Below are 17,025 nucleotides of genomic sequence, written 5' to 3'. Positions count from 1 at the left end.
TTCGCCGCAACCTCTGCCCACCGTTGACTTTCCCCAGTTGCACAAGTTGGACAAAATTTCCCTTTACAACGAAAAGCCACTTTCTTTACATCATGGCATCCTTCACAGACAAATAGACGATAACCTTTTTTAAGGTCACCACAATCGCGAAACTTCTTCACTTCTCTTTTCACAACGGATCGAATCCTTCTCGTGTACCTTTGATTGAATTTCTCCCAGTTTTGATATTCATCAAAGAAAATGGCGTGTAAAATATTGGGTTTCATATCTCCAGTTTAATAGGAAAAAGACCAGATGAAAAGCGGTCAAAAGATTGATGTATCAATCCTTTGACCGCTTAAAATGTTATACTTCCTTTAATGTTAAAAAAGCATAAATGCGCACATTTATGCTTTCAAATTGTATTCTTATTTACTAATTGCCAGAAATCTATTTATAGTCTCAATCTCTGGCATCGAGCAAAGTGCACCTTTCTTTGTGGTTATCAATGAAGCTGCTGCATTAGCGAACGTCAACATCTCAGCTAATTGTTCTTTCGTTAATTCTTTTAGTCCATAGTCAAGAATATAATTAAGTACGCACCCACAAAAAGTATCTCCTGCACCAGTAGTTTCGATGGTCTGTTCATTCTTAAAAGCATGAACTTCAATCATATCTTCTTCATAATATGCTCGGCTTCCCTTATCCCCCATCGAAACAAAGATCAATTTAATCGGATATTTATCTCTAATTTTTTTAACCCCTTTTGAATAATCCTCTTCTCCTGTAAGCCATTGAATTTCGTTGTCTGATATTTTAAGAATATCACAATAGCTTAACCCAACTTCTACTTGCTTTCTAGCCTCTTCTAAATTCTCCCATAATGGTTCACGAATATTGGGATCAAATGAAATCAAGCAATCACTGCGTTTAGCGATAGTCAGTGCCTTTTTCGTTGCACTGCGTACTCCTTCATGGGTCATAGAAAGTGTTCCAAAATGAAAAATCCTTGATTGCTTGATTACCTCTTCATTCACTTCCTGTTCTGTTAATTGCATGTCTGCTCCTGGATTACGACAAAAAGTAAAATCTCTGTCCCCGTCTTCCCCATTGTGCACAAAGGCTAAGGTGGTGTGTACGTCTTTATCAAAGGACAAATTGCTTACATCAATTCCTGATTTTTCGGCCTTTTCTTTCAAAAACCAGCCAAAATTATCATCCCCGACTTTTCCAATGAACGCAACATTACGATCAAACTTTCTTAACATCGCTAATACGTTACATGGTGCACCACCAGGATTCATTTCCAGTAATGGATTGCCTTGTTCACTTAGACCATTTTGAGTAAAATCAATTAGAATTTCGCCCAGAGCAGTTACATCAATTATTTTCATTTTCATCCTCCATATTTCAAATGCTCGAAGATCTGTACTTTCTTCGAGCATTTGGCTACATTGTTTTCGTTAGTTCCCACGTTTCAAGCTGATTGATCACAAGAGTGCCCTCAGCAACAGAAACATAGTTCCTATTTTGATCCTCTTTAGCAAAAACATTTAGACTGTGATTCGTTTTATAATCATCTGTAAAAATCTCTATAGAGGATTGATCTACAAACAAATGAATCTTTAGTGTTGCTTCATCCTCTAGTAGCAAATTACTTTTTGTAGTTCCTTGGCTCCAATCATCTGAGTTGTCGCGAGAAACTGTCAGAATCTGCTTTCTTAAATCGAATGTTGCAATGGTAGCTAGATGATCGTTGCTCCTCAAGCGTAGCTCAAAGGAATCAGCGGTACTGTTAGCAAGATCGATTGTCATTTCCAGTTCAAAACAATTGCCGTTAGCTGTGGGAATCGAGAATTCTCCTTTTTCAAGAATAGACTTTTTATGAATCGCTTCAGCTGATTTCCGAATAGATTGTAGCTCTTCTATAGGTACAAACTTCACTGTATTATCCGTATCAAGGATTGCTTCTCGCGGAAGATTGAAAGAACCACACCAGCCTTCTTTGAAGGTTGGCCCCCAATCTTTCCACCACGGCATCCAATCCCAACCATTCGCCCACGCAACAAGAATGCGTCTGCCGGATTGATCAACAAATGATTGTGGGGCATAATAATCAAATCCCCAATCAATATTTCCTACAATCGTGTAATTGAACTTTCCAGTTTCATAATTCATGTCTCCGACTAAATAAATACTCGTTCGTTCTTTCACTCCCATTGGAGAAAACGTTAGAACATACTTTTCTCCGTTGGCATTTTTCAATGGAAAAAAATCAGGACATTCCCACATATAGCCAAATTCCCCACGGCTCTCTGCAAGAACATTAAAGAAATCCCAATCTTCTAAATTTTTTGAACGATACAATAGTGCTTGTCCAAGCTCATCCTTTTTCCCACTACATACCAAATAGAAATAATCTTCATGCTTCCAAACTTTTGGGTCGCGAAACTCGCCCACATCATAACCAGTTGGCGGAGCAGCAATAACCGGATTCTTTTCACTTTTGACAAAATGGATACCATCATCGCTGTATGCCATGCATTGATTTTGAACAAACCCGTCTCCATAGTTTGTCGATGCGGTGTATAAAAGGTAGAGCCGCCCCTCACATTCAATCGCACTTCCAGAGAAACAGCCACCTTTAGGATGATTGTCATAGGTTTCGCTTGGCGCCAACGCAAGAGGTAAATATTCCCAGTGCAGCATGTCATCACTGATTGCATGCCCCCAGTGCATCGAGCCCCAATAGGAGTCATAAGGATTATATTGATAGAAGAAATGGTACTTACCTTTAAAATAAATGAGCCCATTCGGGTCATTTAGCCAACCAGCTTCAGTCATAAAGTGATACTTTTGGCGCATTGCTCCCTTACTGACTTCTGCTTTTTTCTCAGCTATTTCAGCTTGAGCACGAGCAATATTTTTTTTCATTAATTCATTCGACAAGAGAATCCCTCCTAACTTTAACTCTCACTTTTTAATGATAGAATTATTTCGTACATTTAATTCGTACTTCTGTCTTTGGATCAAAGAAATGTCCCTTTGAGATTTCTAACGCTAAACGAACAACCTCACCTGGACGATGAAAATCTCTAGCATTAACTTTAGAAACAAATTCTGTTTCATCAATTTTGCTGTATAACAACGTTTCTGAGCCTAAAAGCTCTGATACGACAATCGTTGCATCTATTGCTGACTCAACAACTGAATCCAAGACGATCTGTTCGCTTCTAATATCTTCTGGCCGAATACCGAAAATCAAGTCTTTTCCTTCATAGCCCTTTGCCACGAGCACTTTATTCTCACCTTCTGGCACTTTCAATTTGAAATTTCGTCCACTAGTGATGTAACCATTTTTTAAGGTCACATTGAAAAAATTCATTGCAGGTGAACCAATGAAACTTGCAACAAAGACATTTTCAGGTAAATCATACACTTCTTTAGGACTACCAATCTGTTGAATCAAACCATCCTTCATAATGACGATCCGATCCGCCATTGTCATCGCTTCTGTCTGATCATGAGTAACATAAATGGTTGTCGTTCCTAAGCGTTGATGCAATTTTGCGATTTCAGCACGCATGGATACACGTAGTTTTGCGTCCAAATTAGACAAGGGCTCATCCATTAAAAAGACTTGAGCATCACGGACGATCGCACGACCTAAAGCGACACGTTGACGTTGTCCTCCAGATAAAGCCGCAGGTTTTCTCTTTAGATACTCCGTTAAGCCTAAAATTTCCGCCGCTTCTTCTACCTTCTTTTTAATCTCATCTGTTGGATATTTTCTGAGCTTTAAGCCAAAGGCCATATTGTCAAATACAGTCATATGTGGATAGAGCGCATAATTTTGAAAGACCATTGCGATATCTCGATCCTTTGGTGCTACATTGTTGATGACTCTATCACCAATTTTCAATTCTCCTTCAGTAATATCCTCAAGACCTGCTACCATTCGAAGGGTTGTGGATTTCCCACAACCAGAAGGACCTACAAAGACGATAAATTCCTTTTCATCAATTTCTAAATTGAAATCAGTTACGGTATAATTCTCCGCATTTGAATATTTTTTATAAATATGTTGCATGGAAAGTGTTCCCATCGTTTTTACCCTCACTTTTTTTACTATTAAATACTGCTAAAACTTGAAGATAGTTTAATAGTGCTCAACTGAATTCGTTCAACATAGAATGCTTAGCTGGAATTGGCGTCGCTCTAAAGGCATTGTCTTTTTTATCCAGTTCAACTTGTGCTTCAGAACCAGAGTCGAGCACCGTATTGCCAAAAGACTGTCTTTCAATTAATACCGCCTTGACCTCAAGAGCCTCGGTTGCATCATTGGTCAATAAGGCTTCTACTTGTGATGCAAAACAGGAATCACTGGATGTTAATTCTGATTTTGTAGCGACTATATGATTATTAGAAATATAATTTCCATTACCAGTAACAACATGGATAATTACAGGAGTTGCTCCTTTTGGTGAAATTTGATCCTTGTCAATAATTTCAGAAAAATGGTTGCCAATCACCGTGTTGCTGTTACCATTGATTGATAAAAGTCCAAAGGTATCATCTAAACCGTTATTCCTTCCTTGCAACGGTGCCCAAGGTTCATGATCATGCAAAAGATGGTTTGATGAAATAGAATTTTCGGAGCTATTTTTATCTAAAATAACCATTCCTGGGTAAAAGGCATGAAGTCTGTTATTGCTAATAAGTGAGCGAGTAACTCCTTCAAGATGAATACAGCTAGCTCCTCTAGGAAAAACATTATTTGCAGTCACTAGCAGGCCACCAAAATTCTCTGCATAAATGGAATAGCCCTTGAAACCTGCACCAATCAAATTATCTGTCACCTTCGACGCCTGTCCCCAACCGCGTAATTCTATACAGCTCCCACATTCCGCGATAAAATTATCATGAATTGTAAGTGCGTCCGCGTGATAGGAAATAATTCCATGCTCCAAATAGACAAATCCCATGCCTGTAATTCGAAACGAATCATTCGCACTGGCAACGTATATTCCCGTTTTACTATTTGTATAGGTGTTTTCTGGATTCGTTTCATCCGAACCATCATCGACAAAGTGTAAGCCGTCGATACAAAAATTTGAAAATTCAACAGAACTAATTCGCGGATCACCGCTACGCTGAATGTAGAATGCCGCGCCAGCAGCCTCTTCTTTCGATGAACCCGACAGATCAACAAGAATGCGACTGCCCCCAGGCCAAAGCTCATGTAGATCACTCCATTCATCCTCTGGCACATTATAGCGGATACTAGAAGAAGTAAAGCCATGTCCAGAACCCATGATCTTTAAGAAGCTAATATCAATAACAACCTGTGTTTTCAAGTGATAATCACCTGGTGGAATATAGATGACTGCCCCTGGTTTCCCTCCATCATTTTCATCAATCTCTTTTTGTCTTTTTTTAATGTCTAAAAGAATACTGTTAATGACTTCGCCAATATCGTTAAATGGATCTCCTATTGTCCATTGGGTTACATCATAATAATTTTTACTCACCATTACTCCTCCTGATGAGCGATTCTTTAATTAGAATCGCTCTTTTGTTCCTTCGAATACGTTTTGTTTTGACTAGCTCTTAACTGAACCAGCGGTTATTCCTTGAACAATGAATCGCTGTGCTACGATTGATAAAACCATTACAGGTAAACTAAAAATTAGAGCTCCCGCACACATCGGACCCAAGTCCATACTGTAAGCTGATAAAAATTCGGATAATCCAACCGTAAATGTTTTTGCCTCTGTACTAGTTAATAACAACGACAATAAAAATTCATTCCAAGATAGGAATAGCGTAAATACAAAGGCTGTAGCCAAACCTGGTGTACAGATCGGCAAGATGATTCGAATAAATGTCTGGAGACTTGAAGCTCCATCCATGCAAGCCGCTTCATCAATACTCGTTGGAATCCCTTCATAGAAACCGAGCATGACCCACATAACAAAAGGCATATTTATCGCTGCATAAACAATAATTAAGGCAACTCTCGTATCATACAAACCAAGATTTGTAATCAACTCATAAATCGGTACAGCAATACTCGATGTCGGAATCATTTTTAAACACAACACGACAATAATCAAAAAAGTGGCAATCTTAGCTCCTGAACGTTGAATAGCATAAGAAGATAACGCCCCTAAAACTACTGCAATCAAAGTACTGCAAACAGCAACTAAAAAACTATTTAAAATGTAGTGAAAAGCTGGCATTCGTTCGAATAAACCAGTGAAATTTTCCACAGATAGAACTGTTGGAAAAAATTTAGCAGGAATTGAAACAACCTCAGCACCTGGCTTGAAGGATGAACTAATCAAGTACAGATAGGGAAACAGCCAGACTACAGCACATACAATCGCTAAAATTATCAGTAATTTACTTTGAACACTTCTTTTTTTCTCCACTTGCTATCCCCTCCTACACCGATTGTTTTTTCTTCGGATTCCATAGTCCTTGCATGAACACAAGAGTGAACACAACGAGTACTACCACAAGTATTAATGCCATTGCACTTGCATACCCGACTTTGTTATATCTGGTCAGCGTTTTATAGATGACAACACTGATAAGTTCTGATGAATTGTTCGGCCCACCCTGCGTCATCGCCCAAACAATATCAAACGTTCTTGCAGCATCAATAATTCGGATGGATAATGCGGTTAATAATACTGGTTTAATATTTGGTAGTTTGATTTTAATAATTTTTTGCCACCAATTTGCCCCATCAATCGTAGCCGCTTCAATCATGCTTCCATCAAGTCCTTGAAGACCGGCAAGAATCATCAGCATCATGAACGGGGTCGTTAACCAAATATCCGCAAAACAACAAGCCAATAACGACCATTTCTCATCCGCAAGCCAAAGGATCTGGTTCGAATTTTCAAGAAGACCAACATTTACTAATAGTTGATTGATAATGCCAAACTGCGCGCTCAACATTAACTTCCAAATCAAACCAGCCACTAGCGGTGCAATCATTAGCGGGGTCAAAATGAGTGACCGGATGACCTTGTTTCCTTTAAAGTTTTCTTCAAAAACTAACGCTAAGATCGTTCCTAATATTAGTTCGACAACAACAGCAATAAAGATGTAGACAAGTGTATTTTTTAACGGCTGTAAAAAGCTCTCATTTCCAAAAGCTTTGATATAATTGTCAAAACCAACAAACTCCTTCATACCATTTGGATCAAAGCTATATAGACTATCAAAAGCCATTTTGAAAATCGGGTAAATCATAAAAATCCCCATAAATAATGCGCCTGGTAAAAAGAAGGCAAGCACGGTTTTTCTGGATATCAACTGCATGGTTTTTCCTCCTTGTTCTTGTCTTACTCTATGATGGTCTCAATTTCAGATTTCGCATCTTTAAGAGCATCTTTAGGAGTAGCTTTTCCAGATAACGCGGACTGAACAGCTTTAGCTAGCACTTCTTCAATTTCTGTCCAATAAGGAGTAGCAGGTCTATTTTGAGAGTATTCATTATCTAACGTTTCTAATACAGCTCCGAGATGCTCATCGCCTGCTTGTGTTTCATACTTTTCATATACGGACGTTCTCCCTGCGATCTTCAATGAACCTTCTGTCATATATTTCTCGTTATTGTCATACATAAATTTCAGATATTCGATTGCTGCCTCTTGATTCTCAGAATTTTTCATCACACATTGATACCATGGTCCTGTTGTAGCGGCTACACCAGCAGAACCACCAATCATTGGTGCTACACCAACTTTATTCTTATTCAGTTCATAAGCAGCCGGATATTGATGGCTCCAGTTTAATTGCATCGCAAGTTTTCCATTATTAAACATTTCCTGAGCCTCAGTAGATGCGACAGATAGCGTTTCTTCAGGTGCGTAGCCTTTTTCATAGAGATCACATAGATATTGCAACGCATCAATATAAGGTTTTTCATCAACCAATACTTCATTATTCTTACCTAAAACTAACGGTTTTGCTCCAGCCTGTGATGCTTGATCAAGGAAACTACAAACTGTATCTCCAGATGCCATCCCGAAAACGGCGGTTCCATACATATCATCTTTAGTAAAGAATTCCGCACATTCTTTGTATTCTTCCCAAGTAGTAGGGACTTTTAAATCGTGACCATATTTCTTATTGAATTCTGTTTTATTTTTCTCATCTTCAAAGAGGTCTTTTCTATAAATGAGTACTTTACTATTAATCCACATCGGAAGTCCTAGCAGCTTATCATTCAACGTCCCACCCTCTTCAAGTGTCGGAAGAAAATCAGAAGTGATCTTATCATCCACTGATTTATTAAGTGGTGTTAATGCGTTTTCAAAAGCGGATAACCAGAGAACGTCCAGACAAACAACATCATGAGCCGCCGATTTTGATTTCACTTCTGTCGAAACTTTGTCATACATTCCAGAGTAAGGAACTGAATCAACCACTACCTTATAGCCTGTTTCCTTTTTGAAAGCATCAGCAGTACTATTAGCGATCTTCTCAGCAGGACTTCCACTTTCTACAAGGACTGTAATTGTCTTGTCCTTTCCTGCTTCTTTACTTTCCGAACCATTTCCACAAGCAGAAAGTACTACTGTGCTTACCAGTGTCAAAGCCGCTAAAGCAAACACGCCAAATCTCTTTTTATTCTTTTTCATTTTTCCACTACCTTTCTTTTCGACCATTTAAGAATTAAATGCAAATGACAATCAATTATTCCAGCAATACATTCAAACCTAATCTTGGCGGCTTTTTTATGAACCGCTTTCATTACAAATCTATACACAGTGTTAAAAAGGAACCAAGTTAATCTTAGTTGATTCACTACCTCCTTTTCATTTTTGTAAGCTCTTTCTAACACCCTACGCCGTAAGTATAAAATATGAAATTATTAATGTCAAACGTTTTCAAGAATATTTTCTCTAATTCGTCAAAATGGGATTAGAAATAAAAAAGGAAGGAACGAATTTTAGTTTAGAAAAAGGCCGTTCCCGATGGCACACTCTTTCTTATCCCAAAAAAGTGTTTTAATATTGAAATCCAAATGACGCATTTTAATGAAAATATTTTCATAAATTGCTTGAAATTATCTGTTCCACATTGTATGATAGCCGTATGATAACTAGACAGTAATTTACAAACGCTTCCACTCGAAGCGTTACAGTCATTTGAGTTACGTAAACCATCAGGTAAAGAGAGGCTGCACAAATATGGACAAAGTGGGAATAAAGGCGATCGCAGAAAAAAGTGGTGTTTCCCTAACTACTGTTTCAAGATATTTTAATAAACCAGAGCTATTATCACAAAAAACAAAAGATAAAATACAAGCAGTGATTCAAGAATTAAATTATAGTCAGGATAACGTTGCCAGAATATTAGTAACAGGAAAATCTAATCTTGTAGGCGTCATTTTCCCTCAGTTACACCTTAGCTTCTACACAGAATTGCTGAATCAGCTCATTCAATTTGGGGAAGAAAAAGACTACAGTTTTATTGTTTATACCTCAAGAGATACGAAAGAAGAAGAACTAAACGTCATCGACATGTTAAAGTCCTACCGTGTAAAAGGGATTATTTTATTAAGTCATATTCTGGATTCAGAGAACATTGAAAAATTAGATGTTCCCATCATCTCAATTGAGCGTGCTGGTGGGGATTTTTGCCAAATCAATAACGATAATTATACTGGTGGCAAGCTTGCTGGGGAAAAATTGATGGCTGACGGATGTGAAGTATTGATCCATATTAATAATGGATATTATGATGATTGGCCTTCCTTCAAACGAATTGTAGGATTTGAATTTTCAGTGAAGGATGCGCTTCATGAAACAATCATTCGTGAAGAACTGACCGACCCATATTCTGAAGAAGCATCCACTACTATGTCTGTGGTTCTAGATAATTTACTTGAAAAATATCCAAATAAAAAAATGGGTGTTTTCTGCTCAAACGATGATATTGCAAATATGCTTCAAAGAGACTGCATACGAAAAGGGATAAAAATACCAGAAGAGTTAGAAATAATCGGGTATGATAATTCCCCAGTATCTGACAACGCTATTTACCCCATCACATCAATAGACCAAAATATTCCATTGATGGCAGAAATAGCTGTGAATTCGTTAGATACGTACATCCCTCACGAAAATGTAGTAGCTGCGAAACTGATAGAAAAGGGTACCACTTTATAGATTGTCGTGATTTTAATCGTGCCTAGTATAATTACCTTTGTGAAATTTCATTGATATAATGATTTATTCACAAAGGTTAATTGTCAATCTAAACAGATTGACAATTATGATACCTTGAACAATCAGCTCGTCATATTACCGGAATAACCATTACCTAAGTTGATTATTTCAGTGAATTTATTAGTTTGGATATTATACTTAATTTTGAAAATATTCATTCCGTTAACCCACTCTTTGTTGATTTGTTTATTCCTATGATAAACAATTGTAACCCCTAACAACTCATTGTTTTTTACCTCTTGAGAATAAATTTCTAGAGATTCCAATTTAGAAGTAGTCTCATTAGCATCTTGATACGTATCTCTATTTTGACCGAAATACTCTTTTTTTAGCTCATCTGATAAATAGCCAGATACTTCCCGTTTTCTATTCTCATAATTTTCAGGCGTAAAATTCAAGTTAGCCTCGAACAACTTGGTAACTATATTGATGAAATCAGTGTTTAAGTCAACATCTACTCCCGAATTGATGCATTGCCTCTGAATTTTTTTCAATGACTCAGAAGAGTCTTCTGCCTGTTTTTCTAAACGCTCATTTTTCTGATGCAACTCTTCTTCCTTATCTGCGAGGTCTTTATTTTTCTTATTCAGAACTGCAATCGACTCTTTTAAAGAAATCGTTTCTTGCTGCTGCTTAGCATTACAGAAGCCTATACCAAGAGTAACTAACACAAAAATCAGTTTGATTAATATCTTTTTTCTCATATTTTCTCCTTCTTATTTTTTTGCTTCTTTTGCCAAGCCTCCAATACCAGCTCGAACACCTTGAGAGTTTGAAACATCATTCGTCAATACAACGATCGCATAAGGCTTATCACTCAGAACGATCCCTATATCGTTTTCCACCATCGCAAGTTCTCCAGTTTTATTTGCCACAGGAACATCTAACTGACTTGGTATTTTTGTCTTCACTTGCTGGCGCTTCATAATTTCAAGTATAGCGGAATACTTTTGATTCTCACGATTTCCGTATAAAGTCTTAAGAAATTTCATCGTGTCTTCAAGTGTGGTGTAATTTTCACTGCCTTGTGTCAACATTTTCCGCTGCAATTTCGTACCAGAATAGCCTTTCTCCGTGAAGTAGCTATTTAATGTTTCCATGTCAACATGATCAATCAACATATTCGTGGCGTTGTTATCACTAACAGTAATCATTTGCTCTATCAGACTTTGAACAGATTGACCTCCTGCTGTTTCACCAGTTCGGCCTTTGTCATATAGATACTCCATAATGAATACTTTAATGACTGAGGCTGAAATCATTTGATCATTATTATTGTTCGATAGATATTTTTTATCGTCGAAATAGTAGACGCCATATGCAACTTTCCCTGCGTTCTGATTGATTTGCTTCAATGCACTAAATGAACCTTTTTGACCTTTGCCCTCTGCTGGTGCGCCAACAGCCCTCGCGAAACAAATATCACCTGCTAAAAGATACCCGAATGACGTATCGATTTGCCCTTCATGTACTGATTCGGCACCGTATCCGCCCATTTCAATGATCTTTGTACTCGTACCATGATAATCTTCTGCTAGGATCGCGGTATGTCCGTCATTTCCGAACCCAGTCCCCAGATTCACCACGATAATATCGCCTGCTTTCGCTTCACTTTCTTGGATTTCTTTAAGGTATTGTTTTGCTCCTCGTGCATCCGTTGTCATGGAAGGTGTCGCCCAAGGTACTTGAGGCGTTTTATATCCAGCCTTCGTCAATACAAACCATACAAAACTGGAACAATCCGCAAATCCATTTTTATCAGGATTCTCGACCGTCCCAAGTTGAGTTCGTTTTTCTTGGGAATAACTAAAGTAACCCAATAGTCCTCGTGCCACTTCAAGAATGTCGCCGCCATCACCGCTATTGGCAGAGGCACATTCTGCTGCTAAACTTTCTAACTGACCTTTTGCTGCATTTTCCATAGCCGCCCCAGAAATGGGGTCGCTGCTGCCAAACTTCGCAAACCATTTGTCTGCCCTAGCATTTCGCTCTTCTGAATGCCATTGAGAAGAATCTTGGCTGAGTCCTTCAAACCAAAGCAACCATTGGTGCTGTGCTTCGTGAACATCGGTTAATTGTAATGCAGCTTTCGCTTTGGCATAATATGGATTCTCTAGTTCCTTTTTGAGAAATTCCAACTGGACTCCTAAGTTCGACATCTCTTTCCCTTTTTCTGCCGCAAACGATCGTAGCGCCTCTTTCCGAGAACCTAACCATTGCGCCAAACCGAAAGCTCCGCTTGATGGATTTTCAATTGCTGGATTGAATCCGCCGCTTTCAAAATCCATACATCCCATAGGTCCTGCTGCCCCTTGACTCGTTGCACCCAATTCTGTTCTCAAGAAATCATAAATGACTTTTGCATTTTCTTCTGATCCAGCATTATCAATATCTATTGACACCGCATTAGGTCTATCTTCACAAAGGACTTCATCGTCTACGCCCATGATGTACATTCCCAAGATGAACAAAAAGATAATCACCAATACTGGAATCAGACATCCCAGGCATCCACATCCGCAACCTCGTTTTTTTCTTGTCTCTTCCATCACAGCAATCCTCTCCAAAAAGAAAAATCCCTAGAGATTGATTTTCTCTAGGGTTGAACGTTTGTATTAAACTTGTGGGCTTCTGCCTTCCGGCAAGATAAAATCTTTACCTAGTTTTGCTTCAATCGTTTGATCGGATACAATAGGTTTCGAGTGGTCACTTGAACCTGGATCGATAGTAGTCTGCTCTTTAGAGCTTCCCATCATTTTTATTGTTCGATCTTTTTGTGTGTGACCATTTATTTTTTGCATCATTCGTAACGAGTTTTGATTGGTAATCATTGATCGAGATTGCTTCAATTGAGTAATTTGTTGTGTCAAAGAATCATTCGCAATTAATTTTGGTGGTTTTTGAGTTAACGGCACTGACTGACCAACATAATTTTTTGGAGGTTGTGCCAAGCTCATTTTTCGGTTGGGTTTTCCAGCAACTTTACCATTTTGAATCAATTGATCAATTGGTAAGACAGAAACAGATAATGGAATGGAACCACCAATTGGAGTTAATACTTGTACGTTCATTGGTTCTACCGTCTTTCGTGGACGCTGCATTTTTGCAGGCGAGCTTCTAATGATTGGTCGATTTTCTACAAGCAATTTCTCTCCTTCAAATGACAATTGCTTTCTTCTGCCAGAAGCAATTTCCGAAGGCTTTGCATTCGATTGTTTAGTTGGTGTGGTTTGTTGCTGTTTTGTTCGTTGGAACAACTGACTTGCCGCTAATATACCTGGATGGATCTTCCCAACAACATTCGCTCCTCTTAAAATCGCTCGTTCCGTTAAATCTTTTCCTCTATGAATGGTTCGACTAACTTCTCTTGTCGTATTCTGGGCTTTGGTTTTTGTCTTAGCTAATGTACGATCCGCTTGTCCTAATCCTAGCTTTGCTAGAATGTCTTTCCGTTTTACGAATACGATCAACGAGACGATTCCCCGAACAAACATGTTACCGATAAAACCAGCAATGGTATTCATCAGGATCAAATCATCAATAATATTGAAAACAAGAAATGCCACTAAAATCAACACACTATAAATCGATTTTTGAAAGGTAAATCCTACAAACGTTTTGACACCACGAAAAATCATATAGTCCATGCCTGGAAAGAAGGAAACGATCAACATAAAAGCGATTGCCAGCAGCATCAACAGCACGCCTAACTGGAATAAGAAACGAACCATTCCGATCATCAAGATAGGAATCCCAACAGTTACATTTAAACTGGGACTCATTAACCCAACGATCATCTTATAAATACTATTTGTTGGTTGAATGAACGCACGATAAGATTCTGTTTTTTCATCATCTTCTTTTGCTGCCTCTCTCACAACATCAGAAATATTTTCCAAGTTTTCACTTTTGATGCTTTCAGACAAAAACTCTGTTGGTTTAATACCAGCCTTTGATAACTCTTCAATATCAGTCGTTCCATAATTTAATAGCAGATACGGATCGACTACCGCCTTCTGATAATACATTTCTCGAATCTGTTTGATGGCATCCTCACTGGTGGTCGCAACACTTAGATCATCAATCCCGTTGGTCGCTTCAAAAATCAACCCTTCAACAGCAGTTGACCATGTATTTAAATCCTTCGTCAATTTTTCTCCCTGACTGGTTACTGTGCCATTTCCAAACCATAGAATCGAAAAACCAACAACGCAAAAAAATCGGGCAAGGGCTCGCTTTGCCTGATTCCCACTTTTACAAACCTTCAAATAGAAAATATAAACGACATATCCTCCAGTTAATCCTAGGCCGATCACATTAAATAGCTTATCGTAGATATTTTTAGAGAATTGAAAAAAGGTATGGATAAGTCCATCCATTGCCGCTCCTTTATAGAGTTTTTCGATAATAAAATCAAACACCTGCCAAATAATTTTGTTCGTGCTAAATGACATGTTGGTAATCATCTGGATAAAGTCTGTCCCATTTTTTCCAAAAAGCATCTTTCCAAGTGAAAATTCTGTATCACCTATGTATGAGGCAAAGGTATCTAGATGGTATTTGCCAACAGTATAGATCGCTTCTTTATCCGACTTTGCATAGGCTGATACAGATAGAAGTAGAATCAAAAGGATGGGAAGTAAGAAAAACAATAGTCTTCGTTTGTTCGTTCTGACCAATTTTAAACCCCTCCCTTTTTTATTTTTAGACATCAAAAAAGAGCCTGCTTCCAGACCCATTTATAAACTATTCTTTTGCTTCAAAAACCTTCGTCACATTTTCTTGTTCAATCGCTTGGTTAAATTCCGTTTCAGAAATAGATTCATATACTGTTCCATTTGAAGTTGCCGCAGATTCACGAACATGATCAATGTCATTAACTTAAGCCTGTTGACAAATAGAAGTAGAGTTAGTTGAAGTTTTTCATTCAACTAACTCTATTTTTTTCGCTTTTCTCGACTTGAGGGCGCAACGAAATAAGCTCTTGTATCTGATCTATTATCTAATAGGTATAACGATAGCTTCGCCTAGATTTGTTTATCGGGGACTTCCTTTTTACTGTTCGATTCGGACGCACTGGCACAAGATATTTCTTAATCAATGACGCCATTTGATCCATCAACTCTTTTCGTCTTTCTGGATGCTCTTCGAGAAGGATTTGGATAAAATACGTTTTTACAATACCGATTGAAATAGTGATATTTCGTCTCATTTCATACTTATACTGTTCTTGTGGAATCCTTTCTGCTTCGTTTAATTCAATGATACAAAAGCTAACTAGATTATACAGCCATACACTACAATAAATATCTTGGCGAATTAATCGTTCCCGAACACCGCTGAATTCTTCGAGCTTCATTCGATTTTTCAAGATGTTATATGCTGTTTCGATTTCCCATCTCAATCGATAAACTTCTTTTAATCCCTCCAATGAAAATTCTTCCTGTGTCAAATTCGTCAAAAGTAGTTCATCGTAAGTTTCACCTGTAGTTTCTTTCACTAATGGAATTTTCACAAAGCGGAAATTGTAGGTAGTAGACATTAACTTTATTCGAAATGATCGGTCAGCTCGATAATCACTTGTTTCTTTACGATTAAATGTAACGGGGATAACTTTGTCTTCTCCTGAAACCATTCGTTCGAAGTAACGCTTCAAATATTGTTTGTTCATTCGAAAGACAAACTTTTGATCGTTTTCAATCATTTGATCCACTAATCTCATCGAGAAATATCCGCGATCAAAAGTCGTAATCGTTGGTTGTCTTAGATTTTTCTTTAATTGGTCAAGATGCCGTACAGCACAGATTCGTTCACTGAATTTATAAGGTTCAATACAAGTGTCAAGTCCAATCTTATTGATGCAATCATACATCAGTGAGACTTTTGCCATCACTGGGCTAACATTTTTTTGAGGATCATGTATTCCATATTTTTTAGCATTCTCTTCTGTCGATGGCAGAATAATGTCTGAACCGTCGATTGCCGTGACAATATATCCGTTTAATTTTGCCAAGTAATCATTATACTTTTCATACGTCATGGCAATATAATCTCCCATCATTAAATGAAGTGCTTCAGGGTTCACCTTCATTCGAGCTTGGTAAAAAGCAACGGTTGAAATATCCAGTGGCTGGTTTTGGGAAGCGTAAAAGTTGAGGAGCTCTGAAAACTGGGAATTTCCTTTTTGAGAGAACATTTGAAGCATCACGTTAAGAGGCGTAGTCTTTCTTTTCCGAGTGAATGCGTGAGGGTTTCCCTGACGAATATCTTCTAAAAAAATGGTAGGTGCTTCATAAATGAATTCATGGAAATCAGTCAATGCAATCATGTGAAATCCCCCTTTAATTCATCATTCTCTCCTAATTATAGCGTGAAAATACAAAAGAGACGCACAAATTCGTAGCGAACACGAATTTGTGCGTCTTCAAAAAATGTCAAGTAGCTTAAGTTAATGACATTGCGAACATGATCTTTTATTTTCTTTTTCAAGTCCGGATCAGAATACTCCGTTTCGTTATACTTGATATAGTAAACATTATTCTCATCATTTTTTGCTTTCATCAAATAAACTTGCGATACATCTTTTTCAGATAAATCAGTCGGAAAATAACCTGAATCAAAATCATAATCTTTTCGTTCCTCATTATCTTTCTTGTTGAATTTACTCTTAAAATCCATGACCGTTTTCACAGCAACTTTTGTTTGATCATCCATTTTATTCTTGGAGTTACCGCAGCCTACCATAATAAGACAAGTCAAAAATAGTAACGCAGCCATCCCATATTTTTTCATT

At 37.9% G+C, this 17,025-nt stretch carries 14 protein-coding genes; 1 reads left to right on the top strand and 13 read right to left on the bottom strand.

The window, feature by feature from the left end:
- The 8 genes from OMU_RS13050 to OMU_RS13015 all read right to left on the bottom strand — a co-directional run.
- A partial coding sequence (locus tag OMU_RS13050) for a transposase zinc-binding domain-containing protein (RefSeq protein ID WP_040005855.1) occupies positions 1–266 on the bottom strand: 266 nt, incomplete at its 3' end.
- A 141-nt stretch (positions 267–407) separates the two neighbouring features.
- Positions 408–1,373, bottom strand: a complete 966-nt coding sequence (locus OMU_RS13045; protein WP_016180367.1) for a carbohydrate kinase family protein — start codon at positions 1,371–1,373, stop codon at positions 408–410.
- Between the two features lie 55 nt (positions 1,374–1,428).
- The gene (locus tag OMU_RS13040) at positions 1,429–2,928 is read right to left on the bottom strand and encodes a glycoside hydrolase family 32 protein (RefSeq protein ID WP_016180366.1); all 1,500 of its coding nucleotides are present in this window, start codon (positions 2,926–2,928) and stop codon (positions 1,429–1,431) included.
- A gap of 43 nt (positions 2,929–2,971) precedes the next feature.
- Positions 2,972–4,084 (bottom strand): ABC transporter ATP-binding protein, encoded by a 1,113-nt coding sequence (locus OMU_RS13035; protein WP_016180365.1) that lies wholly within the window; start codon positions 4,082–4,084, stop codon positions 2,972–2,974.
- A 64-nt stretch (positions 4,085–4,148) separates the two neighbouring features.
- Entirely contained in the window at positions 4,149–5,513 is a 1,365-nt protein-coding gene (locus tag OMU_RS13030) for a NosD domain-containing protein (RefSeq protein WP_016180364.1), read from the bottom strand.
- A 69-nt stretch (positions 5,514–5,582) separates the two neighbouring features.
- Positions 5,583–6,413, bottom strand: coding sequence for a carbohydrate ABC transporter permease (locus OMU_RS13025; protein ID WP_016180363.1), 831 nt, complete (start codon positions 6,411–6,413; stop codon positions 5,583–5,585).
- A gap of 13 nt (positions 6,414–6,426) precedes the next feature.
- Positions 6,427–7,314: a carbohydrate ABC transporter permease gene (locus tag OMU_RS13020; protein WP_010740694.1), complete on the bottom strand. Its 888-nt coding sequence runs from the start codon at positions 7,312–7,314 to the stop codon at positions 6,427–6,429.
- Between the two features lie 23 nt (positions 7,315–7,337).
- Positions 7,338–8,639 carry an ABC transporter substrate-binding protein gene (locus tag OMU_RS13015; protein ID WP_016180362.1) on the bottom strand — a complete coding sequence of 434 codons (1,302 nt, stop codon included), beginning with the start codon at positions 8,637–8,639 and terminating at the stop codon, positions 7,338–7,340.
- 552 nt (positions 8,640–9,191) lie between these two features.
- Between OMU_RS13015 and OMU_RS13010 the strand changes: the two genes are divergently transcribed.
- On the top strand, positions 9,192–10,172 hold the full coding sequence (locus tag OMU_RS13010; protein WP_010740696.1) for a LacI family DNA-binding transcriptional regulator: 981 nt from the start codon (positions 9,192–9,194) through the stop codon (positions 10,170–10,172).
- Positions 10,173–10,294: 122 nt separating this feature from the next.
- Here OMU_RS13010 and OMU_RS13005 read toward each other — a convergent pair whose 3' ends face one another.
- The 5 genes from OMU_RS13005 to OMU_RS12985 form a co-directional block, all read right to left on the bottom strand.
- Positions 10,295–10,936, bottom strand: a complete 642-nt coding sequence (locus tag OMU_RS13005) for a hypothetical protein (protein ID WP_010740697.1) — start codon at positions 10,934–10,936, stop codon at positions 10,295–10,297.
- A 12-nt stretch (positions 10,937–10,948) separates the two neighbouring features.
- Positions 10,949–12,781 carry a phage tail tip lysozyme gene (locus OMU_RS13000; RefSeq protein ID WP_016180361.1) on the bottom strand — a complete coding sequence of 611 codons (1,833 nt, stop codon included), beginning with the start codon at positions 12,779–12,781 and terminating at the stop codon, positions 10,949–10,951.
- A gap of 66 nt (positions 12,782–12,847) precedes the next feature.
- Positions 12,848–14,911: a CD3337/EF1877 family mobilome membrane protein gene (locus OMU_RS12995; RefSeq protein WP_233421615.1), complete on the bottom strand. Its 2,064-nt coding sequence runs from the start codon at positions 14,909–14,911 to the stop codon at positions 12,848–12,850.
- 323 nt (positions 14,912–15,234) lie between these two features.
- A complete protein-coding gene (locus tag OMU_RS12990) occupies positions 15,235–16,560 on the bottom strand; it encodes an IS4 family transposase (RefSeq protein WP_016180359.1) in 1,326 nt (441 codons plus the stop codon).
- Between the two features lie 35 nt (positions 16,561–16,595).
- Complete coding sequence (locus tag OMU_RS12985) at positions 16,596–17,024, bottom strand: hypothetical protein (protein WP_016180358.1); 429 nt, start codon at positions 17,022–17,024, stop codon at positions 16,596–16,598.
- Between the last annotated feature and the right edge of the window lies 1 nt (position 17,025).

It is taken from the genome of Enterococcus avium ATCC 14025, assembly GCF_000406965.1.
Classification (GTDB): Bacteria; Bacillota; Bacilli; order Lactobacillales; family Enterococcaceae; genus Enterococcus_A; species Enterococcus_A avium.
The sequence above is the reverse complement of the archived record's forward strand: the minus strand, read 5'-3'. Positions and strand labels throughout refer to the sequence as shown.